This is a genomic window from Filimonas zeae (assembly GCF_014641615.1).
In the GTDB taxonomy this organism is placed as follows: Bacteria; Bacteroidota; Bacteroidia; order Chitinophagales; family Chitinophagaceae; genus Filimonas; species Filimonas zeae.
In genome coordinates, this window is sequence record NZ_BMIB01000001.1 from 1,373,940 (window position 1) to 1,395,548 (window position 21,609).

Here is a 21,609-nt window from a genome sequence, read left to right on the forward strand (position 1 = left end):
TTGTTTACTGTTGCTGCAATACGGATAGTTTGTTCTGAAATTCTTCCACGCTTATTTCTCCGTTAAAAAAACGGCTTTCCAGTATGGCTGTTTTTTCTTTGGTGGTAGCAGGCAGGTGATAAAGTGTGGTAAGCAGCTCACCTTCGTGCGGTACAGGGGCAGTAACATGCTGCTCTCTGGTAAATGCCTCGTAATATCTTATGCCCAGCACACGCAGCGAGGCTGCGTTAAAATGCAGGCCATCCGGGTTGGCAGTAAGCCCCTCGGCAGTAACGTAATAGCAGCGGGGTTGTGATTGCGCATAGCGTAACAATGCTGCGTTAATAAGCGGGTATGCGCCAAAGTACTGTTTGTACATACCGTTGGTAAGAAAATCGCCCAGTGCGCCTACTACCATGGGTATATGAGGCACCTCCAGTTCGCGGCGCAAAGCATCTGTTATAATCCCCAGTTTTTGTGCATACTCCCGGGCGCGGTCAGGAAAACAATCACTCTCGCCCTGGTGCCATAAAATACCTGTTAACTGGCTGCTGCGCTGCGCCAGCTTTGCCTGCGCTACCGCATGGTCAAACAATGCGCCACCCACTGCCCAGTCTTCCAGGCTGGTGCCACCATCTGCACAGGGTATTAAACCGATTTTTGAAACGGGATGCTGAAACCGCCAGGCTGCTGCAAAGCTGGCTGCCAGGCCCGTGCCCGCCACGGCGCGATCATTATGAAGCGGTTCGGCCATCATTTGCCAACGGCCATTGCGCAGCATATAAATACCTTCATTAATAATAGGAGGCACTTCATTTTTAAACCCACGCCCTGCCATATTGGATTGTCCGATCAGTAAAAAGGAAGAAATCATATAGTGTTTTTCTATTATTCCGTGTAAATATAAAGATGCACAGCCTTATACAATCGCACGGCCTGGCTTTTGTAACAATGTATAGCACCATCATAATTACTGAAATAGCATGACGATCCTGAATCCCTGGCAGAGCATGAAGAATTTACATAGTACTAGATTGAAAATGAATGTGTTAAACTATCCTGATGCACCTGCGGCGGTTACGGGAAACAGCGATAACTATAGAATGCTGGTTTCGCTACGGGCCGATTTGCAAAAAGTGGAGACAGATATACTATCACTTCGTTTGGTACTAACACGTATTTGTAGCGCTTTTGCCACAACTTTATACGCGGGGCAGCCGCTAAGCCTGCGCATATTACTGAAGTCGGAATTTACAAAGCTGCGCGCGGCTTACAAACGTCTTGATGAAGAGCCTGCTGCCCCACAACATGTGGTAGATGTATTTCTCGATTCTATCAACAGCATACTGTTGCTGATGAACCGTTAGTTACTCAGCCGGTAACATTGTTTGTGGCGTTGGTATAAACAACATGATAGGAAGTTCTGGCCACCTGTTCAAAACGGCTTTCAAAAAATGCTTCCATACAATCTTCCAGCGAAGGGTTTGAAGTACTGAAAGGCTGCGATGGATTTTTCAGGTGTGGATTAAACCGCGCCATTTTAATATCCCGTATCGTAGCGGCTATATATCCCCTCCGGGCGTCAGCAGAAATCAGACGCCCGAGTTGCTGCTGCTGATGTGTCAGCAGCCAGTGTTTACACGCGTCTGTATTATAGTTTATACCATACAATACGGAAAGCAGGCCGCTCTCGGTATTGGCCGATTGCAGGTTGTGCAGGTGTTTATAAGCTTCCTGTAAGGTAATAAAGTTACATGGGTTAAGTGGGGTAGCTGTGGCAATAGCGCATAGTGGTTCCATTGCAATCTGCATCAATGCTGCCAGTTCCGTTTTTTCCCATTGTTGGGTCAGTAATGTGCATTGCATTTCAAAATAAATACTTTCCTGCACCTGGCTTGCATGGGGTAGTTTTACATGCCTGGGTACATATGCCTGGTGCGCGCTGTTGCAGCAAAAGCTATAAACATTCAGCAACGCCTTTGTAAACCCTTCATAAGTCAGGGCTTCAGGCATGGAGTGCAGGGATAAATGGTGGCATCTGTTGGCCAGCTTTACCAGACGGGGAATGTTTTTTCTGAATGCGCCATCCATGTCCGGATGTTCCGGTGTTTCTGCAATAAGCTGTTGAAACTGCTCGCAGGTGTTGTAAAATTCAATAACGTGCTCACTTACGTCAGGTTGAAAAGCCAGCATGTTCAGGTAATGGGTAAGGTTAGAAAGGGTGAACATGAAGGCCGCAGTGCTGTTTAACATAGCAAATTTTCGTTTTCAGGTTACGGAATGAAGGAATACAGGCATACCAATCAGTGCCGGTATTTCCGGTGTTGTGGCTTTAAACAGGACATCCTTTGGATTCTAACAAAGAGAGAAGTGGCTTTTTAGCGGATAGTGGATTTTCATATTTGCCTGTAGCAACAGGCCGCACGTTTTCTGAGCAACTGTTAGCAATTTCTGATAAATAATCTATTTTATTGTATCTTTTTTACATTTTAACGGTTTTTTGGCAATTTTCTACATCGGGTAGATTTTTCAAAAAAATATCTCTCTGTTGATGTAACGTACGTTTTTGTACGTACCTTCGGTATATGAGTTTATTTAAAAAGGATACATCTGTTGAGACGGTGCCCACCAAAACGGAATTGGATGTGTTACAGGTATTGTGGCAGTATGGCCCGTCTACAGTGCGTTTTGTGCATGATAAACTGAATGAGCAGAAAGAAGCGGTGATATATACCAGCACACTGAAGCTGATGCAGGTAATGAAAGAAAAGGGTATGCTTAACCGCGATGAAAGCAGTATGAAGCATGTATACAGTGCTGTGCCGGAAGAAAAAAAGGTAAAAGGCAACCTGTTAAACCGCTTTGTAGATACCATGTATAACGGCTCGCCGGGCGATTTGATGGTGGCATTACTGGGTAATGATAAAACTTCTCCGGAAGAGCTGGATAAGATAAGAGAACTGCTGAAAACAATGGATGGTAAATAACTAAACCTATACCTATGCACTTATACCTGAATATATCTGTAAAGGGTGAGCAGCTGATGCAGGCTTTTAGCTGGATGCTGATTCATTCATTGTGGCAGGGCCTGCTGCTTGCTATTGTAACGGCGGTATGTATGCATATGAGCAAAAGCGCTGCTGCCCGGGTAAGGTATGTGATGGTGTTTATTTTGTTTTCGTTTTTTATACTGGCTTGTGGCTTTACATTTTTATATCAGTTAAATGGTGCATCGCATAGTTTAATGCCTTTGGGTGGCACCATAGGACATAATGCCTCTCATTGGCTGCCGGTAAATGCCGCACATTTACAGTTTTATACAACTGCCTGTGCCGGTTTTATTTCTGCGCATGCTTCCTGGCTGGTGCTATTATGGACGGCTTTTTTTGCCTGGCGCTTATATGGCATGGTGCAGGGCATGCGGTGGCTGCATAAGGCCAGACACCGGTACACCAGTGTGCCGGAAGGGTGGCAGCAGCGGTTAAACCAACTGGGTGCAAAGCTACGTATCAGCAACCCGGTGCGCTTGCTGGAATCTGCTTTTGTAAAAGCGCCCATGGTAATTGGCCACCTGAAACCGGTAATACTAATGCCTGCCGGTTTATTAACGGGGTTGCCCGCCGGGCAGCTGGAAGCCGTACTGCTGCACGAACTGGCCCATATACGCCGGTACGATTATCTGGTAAATCTGCTGCAGACTGTTTGTGAAACCATGTTCTTTTTTAATCTGGGCATGTTATGGGTGTCTGCCCTGCTGCGGGAGGAAAGGGAACATTGTTGCGATGATATAGCACTTGAACAAACGGGTAATAAAAAAGAGTTTATACAGGCGCTGATTAGTTTTAAAGAGCATACTATGTATGCGCATCATACGGCAGTGGCATTTCCGGGTAAAAAGAATCAGCTGCTGCACCGTGTAAGCCGTATTGTACACAACAAAAATCAATCGCTGGCCACCGGGGAGAAGGTGTTTTGCATGGCTGGTTTTCTGTTATTGTCGGCCGTTTTAGTAACCGCAGCGGTAACACAGTTACGGAGCAGTGATAACATGCCGGGTATTGAAAAGCGTGTGTTTGTGGGATATTATTATACGCCTGCTGCTCAGCAATCATCAGCGGCCTTTACACTGGCATCTGTTACCGGCAAGGAAAAGCAGGAAGCAGCTAAGTTGCTGACGCAAAAGCTTCAACTGGTAAAAACAACGGTCAGACGCACCATGCCGGTTGCCAGATCACTGGCGCTGCCGCAGCCAAAGCCAGGTGCTTCCACTGAAAAAGTAAATCAGGTACATACGGTTGTCAATACTGTTTATACCAAAGAGGCTACACCACTGCAGGAACAGGAGATTGTGTATCATATACAGGCAGAGAAAGACCGGCAGCGGGCTCTGCTGGACCACATGCAGGCTGAAAAGGACAGGCAGCAGGCCAACCGCGACAGGGAGCAGGCGGACAGAGATCGTTTGCAGGCAGAGAAAGACAGAGAACAGGCCAGGCTGGATCGTATACAGGCCGATAAAGATCGCTTACAGGCAGACAGAGACCGTGCACAGGCAGAAAGAGACAGGCAACAGGCGGCTATAGAAAGAGAAGCTGCGTTGAAACTGCGGAATGCTTTATCTGGCAGGCAATAATATAATACATCATATTTATTACAGGTATTCTTACACCGCTTAACAGCGCGGATGGCATTGTATTGCCATTGTTATTCCAAAACACATTTAAATGATCATCAAATGAAAACAAGCTATTTAAAAAACAGCCTGGTGCTGGCGGCATGTCTGGTAGGTACTATGTATGCAAACGCGCAGCAAACTAAACCAGAAACCCTTGTACAGTATACTACACAAGCCGATGGTAACAGGGAACAGATGCATACTGTTAAAAACGGAAAAAACTATCAGCTGGAATTTGTGAACGACCAGCTTACTGCGCTGACGATAGATGGCGTTGCCATACCGAAAGAGAAATGGGGCCAGTACGACGCGTTTATTAAAGAAATGCGTGAGCAGTTGAAGCGTGACAGAGAGCAGGCTGAAAAAGACCGGATACAGGCGGCAAAGGATCGGGAACAGGCCGGGAAAGACCGTGTGCAGGCAGAGAAAGACAGGGCACAGGCAAAACTGGATCGTGCGCAGGCAGATAAAGATCGTGAACAGGCGGTGCGTGACAGGGAGCAGGCGCAGTTGAATCGTGTGCAGGCGGAGAAAGACCGCCAGCAAGCTGTAAAAGACCGTCAGCAGGCAGATCTGGATCGTGTGCAGGCTGATAAAGACAGAGCGCAGGCGGAGAAAGACCGGGAACAGGCCGAGAAAGACCGGGAGCAGGCACAGAAGGATCGCGTACAGGCAGAAAAGGATCGTGCCACGGCAGCGCAGGACAGAAAGCTGCTGGAGAACCTTACTGAAGAACTGGTGAGCGATAAACTGATTACAGATTCCAAAGCATTACATGAGTTTATTCTGAATAACACCGGCATGAGTGTGAATGGTGAAAAGCAACCTGAGCGTGTTGCCAAAAAGTATCAGGAAAAATACAGCCGCTTTGCAAAGGCGGGCATCACCTACCGTGTTAGTGGTACCACCAGGCAGTATAGTACCAGTGGTGTTTTAGAAGCAGAATAGCTGCTGTGAACTAATTCCTCGGTTTTTGCAATAAGTGATTTAATGTGTATCATATAATCAGCTTATGCGCAAGGGTATAAAAAGATTGTTCCCGCACGATTGACTGGCGGGAACAATCTTTTTATATACGGAGCAAAACAGGACAGCTGAATACCGTTGCAGCGCAGTTTAAAGGCGTGCATGGTATTACCATTAACAACGGCTGGATGTACTTATGCAACAGTAATGAGCTACGCAGTGCTAATATGCACAGAAAGGCGGAAAAGCCCCTAATTTTACCGCTTATTACCAGGAATTGATTCAGGCTGCATTACATAACGAAAAGGAACTGCTGGCGCAGGTGGTGGAAGGAAAGGAGGAAGCTTTTGCTATGTTCTACCATTACTATTACCCTGCGGTAAGCGCCTTTGTGCAGCAGTTTTTAAAATCTCCCCAGTTATCGGAAGACCTGAGCCAGGAGGTATTTACCAGAATATGGCAGAACCGGCACCGGTTGGCCGAAGTGCAGTCGTTTCGGGCGTACCTGTTTGTAGTAGCCCGTAATCAGGCAATTACCGCTTTACGTACCATCAGCCGTCATGAACTGGCGGCGGGCGAAATTCTGCGCCATTACCACTTGCCGCCACCGTCAACGGACGATTTATTGTTAACACAGGAGTATATGCGCTTTTTGCGTAATACACTCGATTCTCTGCCGGAACGTACCCGGCAGATTTTCCGTTTATGCAGAGAAGAGGGTAGGAGCTATGACGAAGTAGCTGCCTTGCTGGGCATTTCGCGGAATGCTGTGAAAAATCACATGGTGCAGGCCATGAAAGTGCTGAAAACCTCAGTAGAAAAGGAGTTGGGCATTCCTTTATCTGTATTCCTGGCTGTTTTTTCAGCCGGTTCAGAAAATTTTTAATTTTTTGCTACCCTCCCTGCATTGTTTGCCGTCTTATATACCTGTGAAGCCCCTGTCAGCTAAATTTTTATAGACGGTATATGTTGGAACAGCATCATTTCTATCAGCAACTGGTAAAGCGTTATGCCGCAAACCAGGCCACCAGTGAAGAGCTGGAGGTGTTTTTTCATTTGCTGGAACAGGGTAAGCTGGATGCGGCATTGGAAATGTATATGAACGAGGCGGCCGGGCTAACAGAAGCGCCTCCTTATGCGGAGGAGCCCTCAGAGGCGGTAATTACACCTTTATACACTAAACGGAAACTATTATACAGGGTGGCTGCTGCCGCTGTTATATTGATACTCGCAGGTAGTGCCTGGTGGTTCATGAACCGGATTAATGAGCCGGCGCACCCCGGTGAACTGGCTGTGCAGCAGGATATATTACCCGGTGTTTCGGGTGCCACGCTTACCCTGGAAGATGGCAGCGTAATGCAGCTGGATACGGCGGCGCGTACCTTACAGGTAACACAGGGCGAAACCTCACTGCTGGCAGGTAAAGGAACCCTTACCTACCGCGGAGCACCAGAAGCAGGAAACCTGCGTTATAACGTGCTTACCACGCATAAGGGCGAACAGTACCGGATTACCTTAAGTGATGGTACTAAAATACTGGCCGATGCAGCAACTTCCCTTCGTTTTCCGGTAGCGTTTACCGGCAGGGAGCGCGTGGTGGAAATAAACGGACATGCCTGGTTTGAAGTAGCGGAGAATGCCCGCCAGCCTTTTTATGTAAAGAAGGGTAACCAGCTGGTACAGGTGCTGGGTACCAGCTTTGATATGCTGGCGTATGACAATGAAAAAAATATGGCTGTAACGCTGGTTACCGGCCGTGTGCAGGTAAACAACGGCAAAGCGGTGTGCAGGCTGGCTCCGGGGCAGCAGGCCATTGCGGCAAAGGGGGCGGAAGGTATTACGCTTATAAAAGAGGCAGATATAGAAGCAGCTACCGCATGGATTAACGGTAAAATGGTATTTCGCAATGCAGATATAGCCACTATTATGCGTGCGGCGGAACGGTGGTATAATATAGAGGTGGAGGTACAGGGTAACCTTACCGGCCGCAGCTTTTATTTTGCGGTTAACCGTACTGCTCCGTTATCGGAGCTGCTGCACTTTTTAGAAATTTATCATATAAAATATAAACTGGATACTGTAACCCGAAAACTGATACTTATGCAATAAAGAAAGTAAGGGCCTATAAAAAACGTTCCGGGTTAGGAGCCGGAACGCTACTGTCCGGGCCCCATAAACGCAACTGTTCATTCGCTTATTACGTAAACCCAAACATGCCAAAACTATGCAAATTTTAGGTACGGGCATTTGCATGCCCGCAGGTAAAGTGCCCAAAGCACGAACAAAAACATTATTTCTGGTTATGAGAATGACCGCATTTATTTTACTGATAGCCTGTTTGCAGGTAAGTGCCCGCAGCGCAGCGCAGATTTCGCTGAACGTGAAAAAAGGAAGTCTGCAGACGGTACTGGAATCGATACACCGCCAGAGCGGGTACGATCTGGTGTATGATGTACACATGGTGCAGCAGAAGGCGGTGCCGGTTAATATCAGCGTTACCAACATCAGTGTGGAGCAGGCGTTGAATATGCTGCTGGCTAATCAGCCGCTTTCTTATGAAATTACGGCAAGCCGCATTATTTATATCAAAGAAAAAACAGCTGCAAAGCTGCAGGAAGAATATGTGTTTGCTGCCGCAGCGCCGCCGCACACGGTACATGGTACGGTGGTAAATGAAAAAGGTGAGCCGCTTGGGGGCGCACTGGTACAGGTAAAAGGATCGAAGATTGCTGCTGTTGCAGATGAAAACGGAGCTTTTACCATAGCAGGCATTGATGCAGGCGCTACGCTGGTAGTTACATTTATTAACATGGAGCGCATAGAGTTAAATCTGCATGGAGGTAACAACGTAAGGGTGGTGATGAAGGTAGCTGTAAACGAACTGGGAGATATAGCTGTACAGGTAAACACCGGTTATCAGACGTTGCTGCGCGAGCGGGCTTCCGGTTCTTTTGCCAAGCCCGATATGAACATATTTAAAGCACGTACCGGTACGGTAAATATTCAAACCCGCCTGGAAGGTTTAATTCCCGGCCTTACCATTATTCCGGGGCAGCGGAACATTCCCAGCCGCAACGGATCTTCTTCCGGCGATCAGGCTTTGGTACGTGGCAACAGCAGTATTCAGATAAACGGCGATCCGTTGTATGTGGTAAATGGTATTCAGGTGCCGGATATTACCAATATAAACCCGGATGATGTGGCCGATGTAACTGTGTTAAAAGATGCGGCTGCGGCTGCTATCTGGGGGGCGCGGGCTGCCAACGGTGTTATTGTGATTACTACTAAAAGCGGAACCCGCAACGAAAAGCTGGCAGTGGCTTACAGCGGTTTTGTAAACTTTATGGGAAAGCCGGACTTTGATTATATACCGGTGATGAACAGCCGGCAGTACCTGCAAACTGCAAAGGAAATATTCGATCCCATTGAATATCCATGGGGTAACTTATCCCGCTATAACTCGTATGTTGCCCCGCATCAGTTGATTTTGTATAACCGTTTCAGGGGGCTGATTACACAACAGCAGGCAGATGCACAAATGGATAGTCTGGCAGGTATTGATAACCGGCAACAGATAAAAGATCTTTTATACAGAAATGCTTTGTTAACCAATCATACTTTTTCATTTTCCGGCGGTAGCAAACTGTACGATTTTTATGCTTCTGTTGCCTGGAACAATACGGTATCTAACAGGCCAGGTGAAAAAAACAATGGCTACAGGCTTACCCTGAACCAGAATTTTCAGCCGGCACGTGGTGTAAAGGTTGCTATCAATGGTTTACTGGCGCATACCCGTACGGAAACGCCGCGCAACATTGCCGTTGATTCCCGCTTTCTGCCTTATCAGCTATTTAAGGATGCAGCAGGCCGGTCATTGTTTATGAACTATACACAGGGTATGACAGATTCGTTGCGCAACGAGTATCAGCAGCAAAGCCGTATTAATCTGGATTATAACCCCCTGGAAGAAAGAAATTACGGATACAGCAAAAGCAACGGACTGTCAGCCAATCTGAGCAGTAATGTGGAAGTGAAACTGTATAAAGGACTGAGTTTCCGGGGCACCTATGGCTATGTAACAGATAATATGGACGCAACCAGTTATGACGATAGTAAAAGCTTTAAACAGCGGTTTGAGTTGCTGGGCATGACGGTAGTGCCTGCTGCTAATGCTGCACCGGTATATTATCTGCCCGCTACCGGTGGAAAGTATACGGTTACCCGTACGCAGCAACGCAGCTGGACGGTGCGCAACCAGTTGATTTATTTGCTGAGTGCCAGAAACGGGAGAGATATGGTTAGTATTCAGGCCGGGCAGGAAGCGCAGGAGCAGGTATCTGTAAATAATTCTACTACCGTACGGGGATACAATGAAGCCCTGCAGAGCTATGTGGCGCTGGATTATAAAACGCTTGGCCAGGGAGTATGGAATACCCTGTTACCTATTGGTGGCCGGTTTAATGAAATGCCGTTTACCCAGTCAGAAACACGCGACCGCTTTGCCAGTTATTTTGCTTTGGTAAATTATAACATGGATCACAGGTACAGTCTTGATCTGAGCTGGCGGGTAGATAAAAGCTCATTGTTTGGAAAAGACGTATCGGTGCAAAACAGGCCGGTATGGAGCGTAGGCGGGAAGTGGCAGATTGGTAAAGAGCGTTTTATGCAAAACCAGAAGCTGGTTAATGATCTGGCTGTGCGCGCCACCTACGGTTTAACCGGTAATTCGCCCTATGCCGGGGCCGCTGCTTTGTATGACATATTAAGGGCGGAAACCGGGGTTAACGTGGCGGGTCCGGCTCTCAGTATTATGGAGCCTGCCAATAGCAGACTGGTATGGGAGCAAACAGCCACCCGCAACTTTGGGGTTGATTTCTCTATACTGAACAGACGTATCCGTGGTAGCATTGACTATTACTATAAAAATACCACCAACCTGCTAGGTACTATTGCGCTTAACCCACTTACCAGTCTTAATGCTGCTACAGGTAACCTGGGCAGGCTGGTAAACAAGGGCATAGAAATGAATATTAATGCTACGCCTGTACAAACCGGCAACTTAACCTGGACAACCGGGCTTGTTATCAGCTATAACAACAATAAGCTGGTGGAATACATTCCGTTCAACGCCAATGTAAATGTTGCCAGTGCTAAAATTCTGGCAACCAATTACTGGATAGGAGCGCCCGTGCAGCCTTTGTTTGCTTACCGTTTTGCAGGCCTGGATAACATGGGCGATCCGCAGATACGCCTTACAGATGGTACTGTTACCAAAGGGAAATATACTGCTACGCCAGATGATATTGCTTTTATGGGCACTACCGTACCCAGATATACAGGTGGCTTTACCAACAGCATACAGTACAAATCGTTTACCCTTACGGGCAATATGATTTTTAATATGGGGCACGTAATGCGTAAAGATGTAAATGGTTTTAACACCGGCGTGTTAACCGGCGCAGCCAGCCAGTTTACCGGAAATATTGAAACGTATTTTCTGAACAGATGGAAGGCGCCTGGTGATGAAGCCCATACCAATATACCTTCCTATGTGGTTAACCAGAATGAAAGCTTCAGCAGGCGCGAACTTACTTATTATTATTCCGGCGATATAAATGTGGTAAGTGCTTCTTATATCAAGCTGCGCGATATTACCATTGCTTACAGATTGCCTGCTGCGGCACTGAAAACACTGCATCTGAATACGGTAAATGTATTTGTGCAAACAGGCAATTTTATGATCTGGCGTGCCAATAAAGATGGAATAGACCCGGAGTTGCACGGGCTTACTTCTGGTATGCGTCGCATGCCTGCTTTTACACATTCATACAGTGTAGGTGCCAACATCAATTTTTAGATTCAAAGAAAGTAATTCATGAAAAAGCATATTCATTCTTCTTTTATACTGCTGATTGCTATTACGGCGGTGGTAAGCTCCTGTAAAGATTCTTTTCTGGAGGTGATTCCCAAAGGCAAGCAGGTGGCCTCTTCTGTAAATGATTATGAACTGTTAATGAACAGTGCTATTCACTACCAGTATTCGGGCGGTGGCTGGCAGGTGCCGGTGTTGCTGGGCGATGAAATTGCGGCGGAAGACATAGAGTTTCAGCAGGCTTACCCCCAGACACAACGGTTGTTTAAATGGGAGGCACAGGTATATGAATTAACCGATGAATCGCAGGATATCAAGGTGCCGTTGACTAACAACTACGCGTTGAATAAAATTATTAATGAAGTAATGGATGCTGAAGGTGGTACGGAGGTGCAAAAACGCATACTTAAGGCAGAGGCAATGGCTACCAGGGCATTTAATTATTTTCAACTGATTAACCTGTATGCAAAACCTTATAACGAAGCCACCGCAGCTACAGACCCCGGTTTTCCTGTCAACACCACCTCCGATATCACTAAGAACAACTTTAGCCGGGGTACGGTAAAGGAGATGTATGATTTTATTATAGCAGATTTAAAGGAAGCTATAGCGGCGCTACCGGCTACACAACCTGTTAGTCAAACGCGCATGTCCCGTGCAGCTGCCAGTGCCCTGCTGGGTAAAGTGTATTTGTTTATGGCAAAGCCGGAAGAAGCGTTGATGTATCTAAACCAGGCTTTTGCCGATATGAATGCATGGCCGGTGCCTGCGCGTTTGTACGATTATAATAACACATTTGCACCCGGTGGCAGTTTTTTGCCAATAGGATGGAACGGACCCATTTCTCCTTCTGTGAACAGGAATGATTTTACCGAAACATTATTGTCCAAAACCTTTATGAATATATCTGGTAATGGGAATAACGGTATTATTATCAGCCCCGCTACCGCTGCTTTATATGGCAGCAGCGATCTGCGTTTGAAGTTTTATTCCGCTACTTTTTCCAGTAATATGGCCAACCCCTCAGGCAGGCTGCGTAAATACGGTGTTCTGTATTCGAGATTCGGCATTGGCCTGGCAGATATGTACCTGTTGCGTGCAGAGTGTAAAGCACGTACCAACGATGTTTCAGGTGCCGTGGAAGATGTGCAGGCACTGCGCAGCAAGCGGATGCCAGCCGCAGACGCTGTGGTACCTGCTGCAGTAGCAGGCGACAGGGCGGCGCTGATTGCGTTTATTATAGACGAACGCATCCGCGAGTTTGCAGCAGAAGGCCACCGCTGGTTTGATATGCGGCGCTTATCGGTTGATCCTTTGTTTACAGGCATTTCTTTTACGCATACCCTGTTTCTTACCGGGGGCGGTACAGAAACTTATACGCTGCAGCAGCCCAACAGGCTGGTATTGCGCCTGCCTTATACCATTCTTAGTGTAAACCCTGGTATGGCAGATAACCCATAGCAGTAATCTATTAATATATGACACAATACAGGCTATTCAGGCGGATGGCCCCAGGCATTGCCTTGCTGGTACTTTCCGCCGGTGTAAATGCGCAGGAGCATTTTGTGCTGCAGGGGCGTTTGGCGGCCGACAGCAATGGTACCGTAAGACTAACGTATTACAAAGGGCGCCGCCTGGTAACAGACTCGGCAAAGGTTACCGCCGGCAGGTTTTCTTTTGCAGGTACATTGGAAGCACCTTGCGAAGCTACGCTGGTACGTAATCCGGCCCAGGGCCGCATCAGCTACGAACAATATATACAACAGGATGCTCAGGAATTTTACCTGGCACCAGGCGATAATATACTGGAAAGCAGCGCGGGTGTAAAAAAGGCAACGATCAGTAATAACGGGGCGCAGGCAGATTATCTGGCGCTGAAGCTGCTTCGTGCCGGCTTTGATGAAAAAATGGAAGCTGCAAGAGTAGCCGGGCAACAGGCATTTGAGGCGAAAAATGATTCGGCCCTACAGCGTATAAAAGCTGTTATAAAAACCTGTGAACAGGAGAAGGAAAAAGCGGAGGATGAATTTATTCAACAACATCCTGACAGTGATGTGGCTTTTGATATGCTACAGGTGCGATGCACCGTGCGGCCTGTAAATACCACTGCTGATGCCGCTTTATACGCAGTGTTCAGTAAACGTATACAGCAATCTGTTAAAGGAAAAGCGCTGGGTGCGCTGCTGCAACAGGCACAATTGCTGAGTGCAGGCCATACTGCGCCTGATTTTACCCTGCTGGATACCACCGGGCAGCCGGTAACCTTATCATCGCTCCGGGGCAAATACGTATTGCTTTGTTTCTGGCATGCACAGAGTATGGGCACGTCTGCTTACGCTGAAGCTATAAAACTATTACATAAACAGCACCAGCGCCAGGACCTCCTTATTCTATCGGTAGGGTATGTATCCGATTGGGAAATGTGGACGGGTATGCTACAGCGCCAGCAGTTACCAGGCATACATGTAGTGGATTTGAACGGGGTTGATATGAAAGGCAACCAGAGTGAGACTGCAAAAGCCTACGGCCTTACTATCGGCAGCTTTCCGCAGTGTTTTCTGCTGGATAAAAACGGAACTATCCTGGCCCGGCATCCTGCCTTTAACAACCAGCTGGCTGCTAATATTTTAAAACTGATTCCATAAGATATGAAGAAGATAAGTGTGTTCATGGCCCTGGTGCTGTCGCTGCCCGCAATGGCGCAGCAATCTGTTGTGGTATCTGGTTATGCAGATACATCGCTGCATGCCTCTGCCATTTATTTTTACGATAAGGTATGGCCCTTTCCGGTATTAACAGATTCATGCGAGGTAAAAAAAGATGGCAGCTTTACAGCACGGCTGCCCCAAAAAACGTCGGGTGTTTACCTGGTAAGTGTGGGCGAAGGCACGCAATACGGCCTGTGGGCAGATAAGCCTGCCGTGCAGGTGTCTTTTGACAAAAGAGGGATACCGGTAGAAACAGGGGCAGCCAGCGAAGCGCTGATGAACCAGGCAAACCAGTTGCAGGCAGAACGACAGGCTGGCATGAGTGCCAACCCTTCTGCCGCATTCCGGAAGTACAAAACGCAGTTACTGGAGTTGGTAAAAACGGGAAAAGATGTGCCTTCGGTAGTGTATCTGCTGGGGCTGTATGATTATGAAACTGACCGCGAACTGATTGATGAAGTTACAGCAGTACTGCTGACCAAACATCCGGATAACAAGGCTGTGCAGTGGTACGTGCAGGAAGCCCGCCGGCTTCGAAAGGGCGCGCCGGCACCTGATTTTACTTATATTACCCCAACCGGAGCCAAAACTACCCTGCAACAACAATTGCGTAAGGCAAAATATACGCTGGTTGATTTCTGGGGTACTTATTGTATTCCCTGCCGGGAAGGTATACCGGGTATTAAAAAGCTGTATGAGGCTTACCGTTCTAAAGGGTTAGGTATACTGGCAATATCGCTGGACGATAAAGATGATCTGTGGAAAAAATCATTAAAAGAAGAAGCTATGCCCTGGGCGCAGGGCAGGGTTGAGGACCGGGGCAGAGGATTAATGAAGCAGTTTCGCTTTAGTGGCATTCCTTATCTGGGCGTGTTTGACAGTGCGGGTAAAATTGTGGCGCTGGCTATGTCGCACCACGAACTGGAAGAAACCTTTAAAGCGCTGATGGGGGCACCGGATGCATCTACCAAAGTAGAAAATGATGAGCTGCCTATAGAACAATCAGCTGCCGAAAAAGCTGCCATCAGCAAAATGCTGCAGCGCGATTTGTGCAGCGATGTTGAATGGATACTAAAGACTTTTACGGCCGACAGTTTTAAAGTAGCCTATCTGGAGCAACTGAAAGCTATTACACCCCTGAAAGTATATCAGGAAGGAAAGCTGGGATATTCACTCAGTCTGTTCTATGCGTCGCTGCAGCAGGTAAACCGTTCCGGCGCTGATAAAGCTGCGAAACAAAAAAGTTACGACTCGCTGGAGAGAAAGCAGCTGGGGTTTCTAAGAATGGTATTATATAAAAACCAGTATGGGCAATATCTCCGCTTCCGGGCAAACAATGGTATGTTGCCCAGGCCGCTGCCTTTGGCTTCCGGTGTGCGTACCGGAGTGTTACCTAACGGGTTTACTTATTTTATCAGCCGCAATCAGGTGCCTGAAAACCAGGTGCTGTTGTATCTGGTAAATAAAGTAGGTTCTATACGGGAAGAAGCGCATGAAAGAGGACTGGCGCATTTTATGGAACACATGAATTTCAACGGTACCCGCCACTTTCCCGGCAGTCAGCTGGTGGATTACCTGCAAAAGGCAGGTGTACGGTTTGGGGCAGACCTGAATGCGTATACCGGTTTTCATGAAACCGTATATGAACTACCGGTAAGCAGCAGAGATACCGTGGTGCTGGAAAATGCTTTTCGTGTAATGCGCGACTGGGCCAGTGAAGCTACGTTAGACTCTCTGGAAATTGAAAAAGAAAGAGGGGTGGTGCTGGAGGAAAAGCGGCTGGGTAAGGGCGCTGCTGAAAGGGCTAATCAATTGTTTTTTCCCGTAATGGTGAATAACTCCCGTTATGCATACAGATTACCTATTGGTAATGATACGGTATTGAAAACATTTACCCCCGAAACCTTACGGCAGTTTCATCGAAAATGGTACCGACCCGATCTGCAGGCGCTGATAGTGGTGGGCGATATAGATGTAGCCAAAACAGAGCAATGGATTACAGAGCAGTTTTCTACATTGGTTCGCCCTGCGGCAGCTGTAGCGGCGGCAGACTATAGCATTCCATTAACGGATAACAATCAGTTTGCCACGGTAACAGATGCGGAGATTACCAGTACGCAGATACAGATTGTAACCAGGCGTAAAGCCGGCAGCCTGCGCACGGAAAATGATTACCGGGAGCATATTAAACAGCAGTTGCTGAACCGCCTGGTAAAACAGCGTATAGCTGCGGAAGCAGACGAGGTAAAAGAACCTGCTTTTTCTGCTGTTAACGCCGGTTTACAGCCGTTGATGGGTGGAGTGGAAATGTTTTCTGTAGATATCGCTGTTAGAGAAGACCTGATACACGAAGCTTTTCAGCAAAGCTGGCGTATGATAGAACGTTTGCGTAAGCACGGCTTTACGGCCGCGGAGCTGGCCCGTGCACGCAAAGCTTACACCACTGCTATGGAAAATGCTTATCGCGAACGGGATAAGCGTTCTTCAAAAAGTATAGTGTCTGAGCTGCAGCAATACTTTCTTAACGGTACCGGTATGCCGGGAATGGAGTGGGAGCGTGGTTTTGTAAAAGAAAGTTTAGATGTTATTACTGTTGAGGATATGAATGCCCTGCTGGCGGATTATCTCACGCCTGCAAATCAGGTTATTCTGATTCAGGCACCCGAAAAAAATAAAGGCCGGTTGCCGGATGAAAGTACCGTATATGCATGGATGCAGGCAATAGGTGCAGAACCTTTTACTACTTATAAAGAGCAGGAAGCTGCCCAGGCCCTAATGACTACACCGCTGGCAGCAGGCAGCACTGTTGCAGTGCGGACGGTTGCGCCGCTTTCCATTACAGAGCTTACTTTAAGCAACGGTGTTAAAGTGGTATTGAAACCTACTTCGTTCCGGAATAATGAAATACTGTATTATGCTTTTGCTGCCGGCGGTACCAATGTTTATCCCGATTCGCTGTTTGCTTCTGCTGCTCTGGCTGCAGGCGCTATCAGTAGCATGGGGCTGGGCAGCCGGGCACCGGCAGAGCTGTCGCGTATGCTGAATGGAAAAACAATAAATGCCAGCGTGTTTATAAAAGACCGTTCGAAGGGGCTGGCAGGCAGCTGTGCACCTGATGATCTGGAAACTGCGCTGCAACTGATATACTTACAGTTTACAGCGCCCCGTACCGATAACCGCATTTATAGCAATATGATTAACGGCATGAAAGCGTCTTTGCTAAATCGCTATGCCGATCCTGTAAACGTTTTTAATGATACGGTAAACTATGTAATGGGTGGGTATCATCCCCGTTCAGCCCCTTTATCTTTTTCCACCATCAGCAACGTAAAGCTGGCGGCAATGGAACAGGTGTATCGTAAAAGCTTTGCAGATGCTGCTGCGTTCACTTTTTTATTCACCGGCAGCTTTGATACGGCTGCTATACGCCCGCTGCTGGAACAATATCTGGGTGCTTTGCCGGCATTACATCAGAAAAATGTAAAACCGCTCGTGTCTGCTAACCCTGCACCCGCGGGTAATGTAACCAGAATAGTGCGCAAGGGCAAAGAAGAAAAAGCAACAGTGCGGCTGGTGTTGAGTGGCGCTGATAAAACAGATGCGATGAAACAGTTGTCGTTGCAAACGCTGGGAGAAATACTGGAAATGCGCTTACTGCAATCATTGCGCGAGCAGGAGGGGGAAGTGTATAGTCCCTCGGTTAAAACCGCTTCTTCAAAATACCCCACTCCACGGTTTACGATAAACATTTCTTTTGGCTGTGCCCCGCAGAATGCAGAGCATCTGATAAATCTGGTAAAGCGGGCAATGGAAAGTCTGATAAAAGAAGGGCCGGCTGAGGCAGAAGTGCAGAAGTGCCGCGCCGCACATACAAAACTAATGGAGCAGGCATTGCAGAACAATAATTTCTGGATGGGTTATCTGAGTTCTCAATATGAGAACGGCGAAGATCCTTTACAGGTGCTGGAGTATAAAAAATATCTCGACCGGTTAAGTCCCGCGTTGTTGCAAAAGGAAGCAAAAATGTATCTGGGCACTCCTGATCAGGCAACGTTTGTGTTGTTGCCTGAATAAGAAGCCCCCTGGGTAAAAAAGAGAAGCCGGTGAAAGCCGGCTTTCTTGTATTTTTTGCCTGCCTTACACCAGCTTTTCCAGTTGCTGAAACACAGGAATAAATTGCCGCCCTTTTTCTGTTAATTGGTATTCTATATGTAAAGGCTTTTGCTGCAGGGTTTCTTTTTGTAAAAGCCCTTCTGCTTCCATTTCGCGCAAGGCCACAGAAAGTGATTGTTTATTAGAATCCGGTATCTGGCGCAGCAGGCTGTTAAACCGCAAAGGACCATCGGTTGACAATCTGAAAATTTCAGCTTTCCACTTGCCTGATAATAACTTCAATAGCCGCTGTGCGGGGCATGCTTCTTCTTCGCCGGTTCCAGGTGTAGCCATAAACTTCTGAGGTTCGAATGAATAATTGTCCAAACCATTGCGAAGATACACAAACTGGCAGAACTGTTATGACCAGCTCTGAACCTTGCTGCCAGCGTGTATATCAGCCTAACCGCACCTGCTTTGTCTGTTACCAGCGCTGCTTTTATTGTAAGGTGTTATCAGCCACAGGTATTCTGATTACTGAATTCTTCTGCCACCATCAACCGGGCGCGGCTTAAAGCTTCGCGGCTGGTGAACAGGTAGCGGGATATATTGGTAAGAGAAATCTTTTGAATAATAGCAGGGCGATGACGCAGTAAAAAGCGGTACCGTTCCAGCGGGCTTTTCAGCGATAAGATATACTGATGCTCTGATTGCTGTTGCATAATTTCTTCGTAAAGCCGGATGTTTACATGCAGAATACTCAAATGCAGATCGTACAAAGGTTGCAACTTGCCAATGTTAAACCGTAATATCACGGCATCCTCCAGCGCGGTGATGTTGAGGTACGAAGGCTTGTTATTGTTGAAGCTGATGCAGTTGGTTAAAAAGTCATCGGTAAAGCTAAACTTCACTATTTTTTCATTGCCATCCTCGCCAATAAAGCTGTACTTAAACTGGCCGGATAAAACAAAGGCTGCATTCCTGGCTACCTTGCCCACACGCAGAAAATGTTCACCTTTTCTGATATACCTTACCGTAGCCAGCTGATCCAGCAATTGCCATTCTTCCTGAGAAACCTGCGGGTACTTTTGAGCGAGTCTTTGATAATAGGGCGGGAGTTTCATATCGTTCAAATATATTGTTTTAATTGCTACCCTGCTGTAAATAAGCGGCAAGCGCTGTATTGAAATCGTCCGGCTTTTCCATCATAGGCACATGTCCGCAGTTATCAAACACCAGCAGTTGCGCATGGGGCAGCATGGCTTCAAATTCATAGGCAACATGTATGGGGGTAATCCTGTCCTCCTTGCCCCATATCAGCAGGGTTGGCGTAGTAATGCCCGGCAGCAGATCGGCCACATAATGCCGCTGGGCAGATTTGGCCATGCGAACAGCACTCAGGCATTTGCGCGAATCGGTAGTAACGGCCATTACTTCTTCCACCAGCTCTTCCGTAGCCATTGCAGGATCATGAAAAGTATAAGCCACCCTTTCCCGTATATAATGATAACTGTTCCGGCGCGGGAAGGAGCCTATGTTGGTATTTTCGTACAGCCCGGAGCTGCCGGTTAGTACCAGCCCTTTTACCTTGTGTACGTGGCGTGCAGTATACAATATAGCCACATGCCCGCCGAGAGAGTTACCAGCCAGAATTACATCCTGCAACTGGTGTTCCTGTATATAAGCCTCCAGATAATTGGTAAGATAATGCAGGTGATCTTCCTTCGGCGCACCGTAAATAGGCAGGGTGGGAACGTGAATATTACAGCTGTCGCCAAAATGGTCAATTACACTTGTCCAGTTACTCAGCTGTCCAAAAAGCCCGTGTAATAAAATGATGTTTTGCCTCATTGCTTTTATTTGACACAAAACTATCGTTGGGCAATGCGCAAAGGTGTGATTACAATCACAATCGTTGGCTGCGCAATTGTCACCTCCTTCCATAAAGCTCTTCCGGGCACCCACATGAGCAGCCCGGTTGCTGATTGAATGTTACTGTTACCGGAACTACCTGCCGGAGAACCGGATGATAATAAGAACGTTGTTCCAGGCGTATGCCCCATTTTTCTTTGGTATCGGAAAATACGATATTGAAGAAGTTTACGGTTAGAAAGCCTGTTTCAGCGCTTGTTTTCTCAATGGAAAACGTGGTTGTCCGTTTCAGGTGCCCGGCTGAATAGAAGCGGGCTGAATCATGGCTGATTGCTATAGTGGTTTGCGGTGTAGGATCGGATAAAGTGCCATAACCGCTGGTGCCCCTTCCTATTAAATACCAGATACCCTGAAGGCTGTCGCATAGATGCTGATGATTACTATTTTCAATTTTATAAAGAAGCGGAAGTACCTTATTAAAGGGATACAGGCATGAGTCGTATAAACACAGATCCCATAATATCCGGGTTGCTTTATAATTGCTATCCGGGTTATGAGCGTTTATAAGTGCTGAGGCCTGTAGTAAACAGGTTTCGTGATTGGTATTGTTTACCGGGTTGGGGATGCCAGGGTGTCTTATCTGGCTGGTAGAGATAAGAGGTGCAACCGCCAGTAACATACATATAGGTAATCTCATGAATGAATATAACAAATATGTCTAAAGTTACTGGTGGTTTTATTCTGGTATACCAGCGAGGCGGTGTTGAACGCCAATAATTATGAATCGGATCATTTGCCGTTTATTGCAGACGTAATATTTTAAAAACGGAAGCTCGCCGTTATTTTCTGGTTACGGCCATTTAAAAGATATCGTACAGTGTTGTTTTTCTTTATAACACTTTATTTGAAACCGTTTTCCGTTTTCCATTTAGTTTCGCCACATTTTCGCAAAAGCACCTCTATAGAATACTTTTTCTAAAGAGGTGCTTTTGCATTTTCAACAGAATAAAATGTTACAGAATATTTGTGTGCCCGTAGCCACGCAGTATTTCTTTACCGGTTACCGTACAGTAAAAAGGTGCTGAATTTATTGGTTACATAACAAATGTTGCGGCAAATAAGGTACCGGAAATAAAAAATTGGTGCACCGGTATTTTTTTTCCGGTACCCGATTATTAAAGTTGAGTAACGGATTTTTTTTATCCGTGAACACAAAAAAAAGTTTCGTCAACGGAAAATAAAATTCCGTTAATGGAATAAAAAAGTTGAGTAACGGATTTTTTTTATCCGGTCTCTGAATAAAAAAATCGGGTAACGAGAAATAAAAACCCGTCAACGAAATAAAAAAAATCGTCAACCCACTTTTATTTTTCGTTACCCGATAAAAAAAGATGGATAACGGAAAATAAAGTTTCGTGTACAGAATAAAATATTCCGGTTCCCTG

16 protein-coding genes are annotated in these 21,609 nt (G+C 46.8%); 10 read left to right on the top strand and 6 right to left on the bottom strand.

All coding sequences use genetic code 11. The features are described from left to right. Nucleotides 1-4: 4 nt before the first annotated feature. The gene (locus tag IEY13_RS05425) at nucleotides 5-853 is read right to left on the bottom strand and encodes a sialate O-acetylesterase (RefSeq protein WP_188950918.1); all 849 of its coding nucleotides are present in this window, start codon (nucleotides 851-853) and stop codon (nucleotides 5-7) included. A gap of 136 nt (nucleotides 854-989) precedes the next feature. On the opposite strand from IEY13_RS05425, the gene IEY13_RS05430 reads away from it, so the two are divergent. Next, complete coding sequence (locus tag IEY13_RS05430; RefSeq protein WP_188950919.1) at nucleotides 990-1,346, top strand: hypothetical protein; 357 nt, start codon at nucleotides 990-992, stop codon at nucleotides 1,344-1,346. A gap of 4 nt (nucleotides 1,347-1,350) precedes the next feature. Here IEY13_RS05430 and IEY13_RS05435 read toward each other — a convergent pair whose 3' ends face one another. Next, nucleotides 1,351-2,232: a hypothetical protein gene (locus tag IEY13_RS05435; RefSeq protein WP_188950920.1), complete on the bottom strand. Its 882-nt coding sequence runs from the start codon at nucleotides 2,230-2,232 to the stop codon at nucleotides 1,351-1,353. A 332-nt stretch (nucleotides 2,233-2,564) separates the two neighbouring features. Between IEY13_RS05435 and IEY13_RS05440 the strand changes: the two genes are divergently transcribed. The 9 genes from IEY13_RS05440 to IEY13_RS05480 all read left to right on the top strand — a co-directional run bounded on the left by IEY13_RS05440 (nucleotide 2,565) and on the right by IEY13_RS05480 (nucleotide 18,274). Beyond that, nucleotides 2,565-2,966, top strand: a complete 402-nt coding sequence (locus tag IEY13_RS05440) for a BlaI/MecI/CopY family transcriptional regulator (RefSeq protein ID WP_188950921.1) — start codon at nucleotides 2,565-2,567, stop codon at nucleotides 2,964-2,966. Nucleotides 2,967-2,980: 14 nt separating this feature from the next. After that, on the top strand, nucleotides 2,981-4,612 hold the full coding sequence (locus tag IEY13_RS05445; protein ID WP_188950922.1) for a M56 family metallopeptidase: 1,632 nt from the start codon (nucleotides 2,981-2,983) through the stop codon (nucleotides 4,610-4,612). Between the two features lie 102 nt (nucleotides 4,613-4,714). Continuing rightward, a complete protein-coding gene (locus IEY13_RS05450) occupies nucleotides 4,715-5,602 on the top strand; it encodes a hypothetical protein (RefSeq protein ID WP_188950923.1) in 888 nt (295 codons plus the stop codon). 295 nt (nucleotides 5,603-5,897) lie between these two features. Further along, nucleotides 5,898-6,506 (top strand): RNA polymerase sigma factor, encoded by a 609-nt coding sequence (locus IEY13_RS05455; protein ID WP_188950924.1) that lies wholly within the window; start codon nucleotides 5,898-5,900, stop codon nucleotides 6,504-6,506. Between the two features lie 80 nt (nucleotides 6,507-6,586). After that, a complete protein-coding gene (locus IEY13_RS05460; RefSeq protein WP_188950925.1) occupies nucleotides 6,587-7,729 on the top strand; it encodes a FecR family protein in 1,143 nt (380 codons plus the stop codon). A gap of 193 nt (nucleotides 7,730-7,922) precedes the next feature. After that, nucleotides 7,923-11,477, top strand: a complete 3,555-nt coding sequence (locus IEY13_RS05465) for a SusC/RagA family TonB-linked outer membrane protein (RefSeq protein WP_188950926.1) — start codon at nucleotides 7,923-7,925, stop codon at nucleotides 11,475-11,477. A gap of 18 nt (nucleotides 11,478-11,495) precedes the next feature. Then, complete coding sequence (locus tag IEY13_RS05470) at nucleotides 11,496-12,953, top strand: RagB/SusD family nutrient uptake outer membrane protein (RefSeq protein ID WP_188950927.1); 1,458 nt, start codon at nucleotides 11,496-11,498, stop codon at nucleotides 12,951-12,953. Nucleotides 12,954-12,970: 17 nt separating this feature from the next. Next, nucleotides 12,971-14,137: a TlpA disulfide reductase family protein gene (locus IEY13_RS05475; protein WP_188950928.1), complete on the top strand. Its 1,167-nt coding sequence runs from the start codon at nucleotides 12,971-12,973 to the stop codon at nucleotides 14,135-14,137. Between the two features lie 3 nt (nucleotides 14,138-14,140). Further along, the gene (locus IEY13_RS05480) at nucleotides 14,141-18,274 is read left to right on the top strand and encodes an insulinase family protein (protein WP_188950929.1); all 4,134 of its coding nucleotides are present in this window, start codon (nucleotides 14,141-14,143) and stop codon (nucleotides 18,272-18,274) included. A gap of 63 nt (nucleotides 18,275-18,337) precedes the next feature. On the opposite strand, the gene IEY13_RS05485 is transcribed toward IEY13_RS05480, so the two are convergent. The 4 genes from IEY13_RS05485 to IEY13_RS05500 all read right to left on the bottom strand — a co-directional run bounded on the left by IEY13_RS05485 (nucleotide 18,338) and on the right by IEY13_RS05500 (nucleotide 20,861). Next, a complete protein-coding gene (locus IEY13_RS05485) occupies nucleotides 18,338-18,646 on the bottom strand; it encodes a winged helix-turn-helix transcriptional regulator (protein ID WP_188950930.1) in 309 nt (102 codons plus the stop codon). 161 nt (nucleotides 18,647-18,807) lie between these two features. Next, nucleotides 18,808-19,416, bottom strand: coding sequence for a Crp/Fnr family transcriptional regulator (locus tag IEY13_RS05490; RefSeq protein WP_188950931.1), 609 nt, complete (start codon nucleotides 19,414-19,416; stop codon nucleotides 18,808-18,810). A 19-nt stretch (nucleotides 19,417-19,435) separates the two neighbouring features. Beyond that, the gene (locus IEY13_RS05495; protein ID WP_188950932.1) at nucleotides 19,436-20,143 is read right to left on the bottom strand and encodes an alpha/beta fold hydrolase; all 708 of its coding nucleotides are present in this window, start codon (nucleotides 20,141-20,143) and stop codon (nucleotides 19,436-19,438) included. Nucleotides 20,144-20,222: 79 nt separating this feature from the next. Further along, complete coding sequence (locus tag IEY13_RS05500) at nucleotides 20,223-20,861, bottom strand: hypothetical protein (RefSeq protein WP_188950933.1); 639 nt, start codon at nucleotides 20,859-20,861, stop codon at nucleotides 20,223-20,225. Between the last annotated feature and the right edge of the window lie 748 nt (nucleotides 20,862-21,609).

Bases quoted from the DNA above. Each gene is read 5' to 3' on its own strand.
- IEY13_RS05425 (WP_188950918.1), bottom strand. From the start codon at position 853: ATGATTTCTTCCTTTTTACTGATCGGACAATCCAATATGGCAGGGCGT.
- IEY13_RS05430 (WP_188950919.1), top strand. From the start codon at position 990: ATGAAGAATTTACATAGTACTAGATTGAAAATGAATGTGTTAAACTAT.
- IEY13_RS05435 (WP_188950920.1), bottom strand. From the start codon at position 2,232: ATGTTAAACAGCACTGCGGCCTTCATGTTCACCCTTTCTAACCTTACC.
- IEY13_RS05440 (WP_188950921.1), top strand. From the start codon at position 2,565: ATGAGTTTATTTAAAAAGGATACATCTGTTGAGACGGTGCCCACCAAA.
- IEY13_RS05445 (WP_188950922.1), top strand. From the start codon at position 2,981: ATGCACTTATACCTGAATATATCTGTAAAGGGTGAGCAGCTGATGCAG.
- IEY13_RS05450 (WP_188950923.1), top strand. From the start codon at position 4,715: ATGAAAACAAGCTATTTAAAAAACAGCCTGGTGCTGGCGGCATGTCTG.
- IEY13_RS05460 (WP_188950925.1), top strand. From the start codon at position 6,587: ATGTTGGAACAGCATCATTTCTATCAGCAACTGGTAAAGCGTTATGCC.
- IEY13_RS05465 (WP_188950926.1), top strand. From the start codon at position 7,923: ATGAGAATGACCGCATTTATTTTACTGATAGCCTGTTTGCAGGTAAGT.
- IEY13_RS05470 (WP_188950927.1), top strand. From the start codon at position 11,496: ATGAAAAAGCATATTCATTCTTCTTTTATACTGCTGATTGCTATTACG.
- IEY13_RS05475 (WP_188950928.1), top strand. From the start codon at position 12,971: ATGACACAATACAGGCTATTCAGGCGGATGGCCCCAGGCATTGCCTTG.
- IEY13_RS05480 (WP_188950929.1), top strand. From the start codon at position 14,141: ATGAAGAAGATAAGTGTGTTCATGGCCCTGGTGCTGTCGCTGCCCGCA.
- IEY13_RS05485 (WP_188950930.1), bottom strand. From the start codon at position 18,646: ATGGCTACACCTGGAACCGGCGAAGAAGAAGCATGCCCCGCACAGCGG.
- IEY13_RS05490 (WP_188950931.1), bottom strand. From the start codon at position 19,416: ATGAAACTCCCGCCCTATTATCAAAGACTCGCTCAAAAGTACCCGCAG.
- IEY13_RS05495 (WP_188950932.1), bottom strand. From the start codon at position 20,143: ATGAGGCAAAACATCATTTTATTACACGGGCTTTTTGGACAGCTGAGT.
- IEY13_RS05500 (WP_188950933.1), bottom strand. From the start codon at position 20,861: ATGAGATTACCTATATGTATGTTACTGGCGGTTGCACCTCTTATCTCT.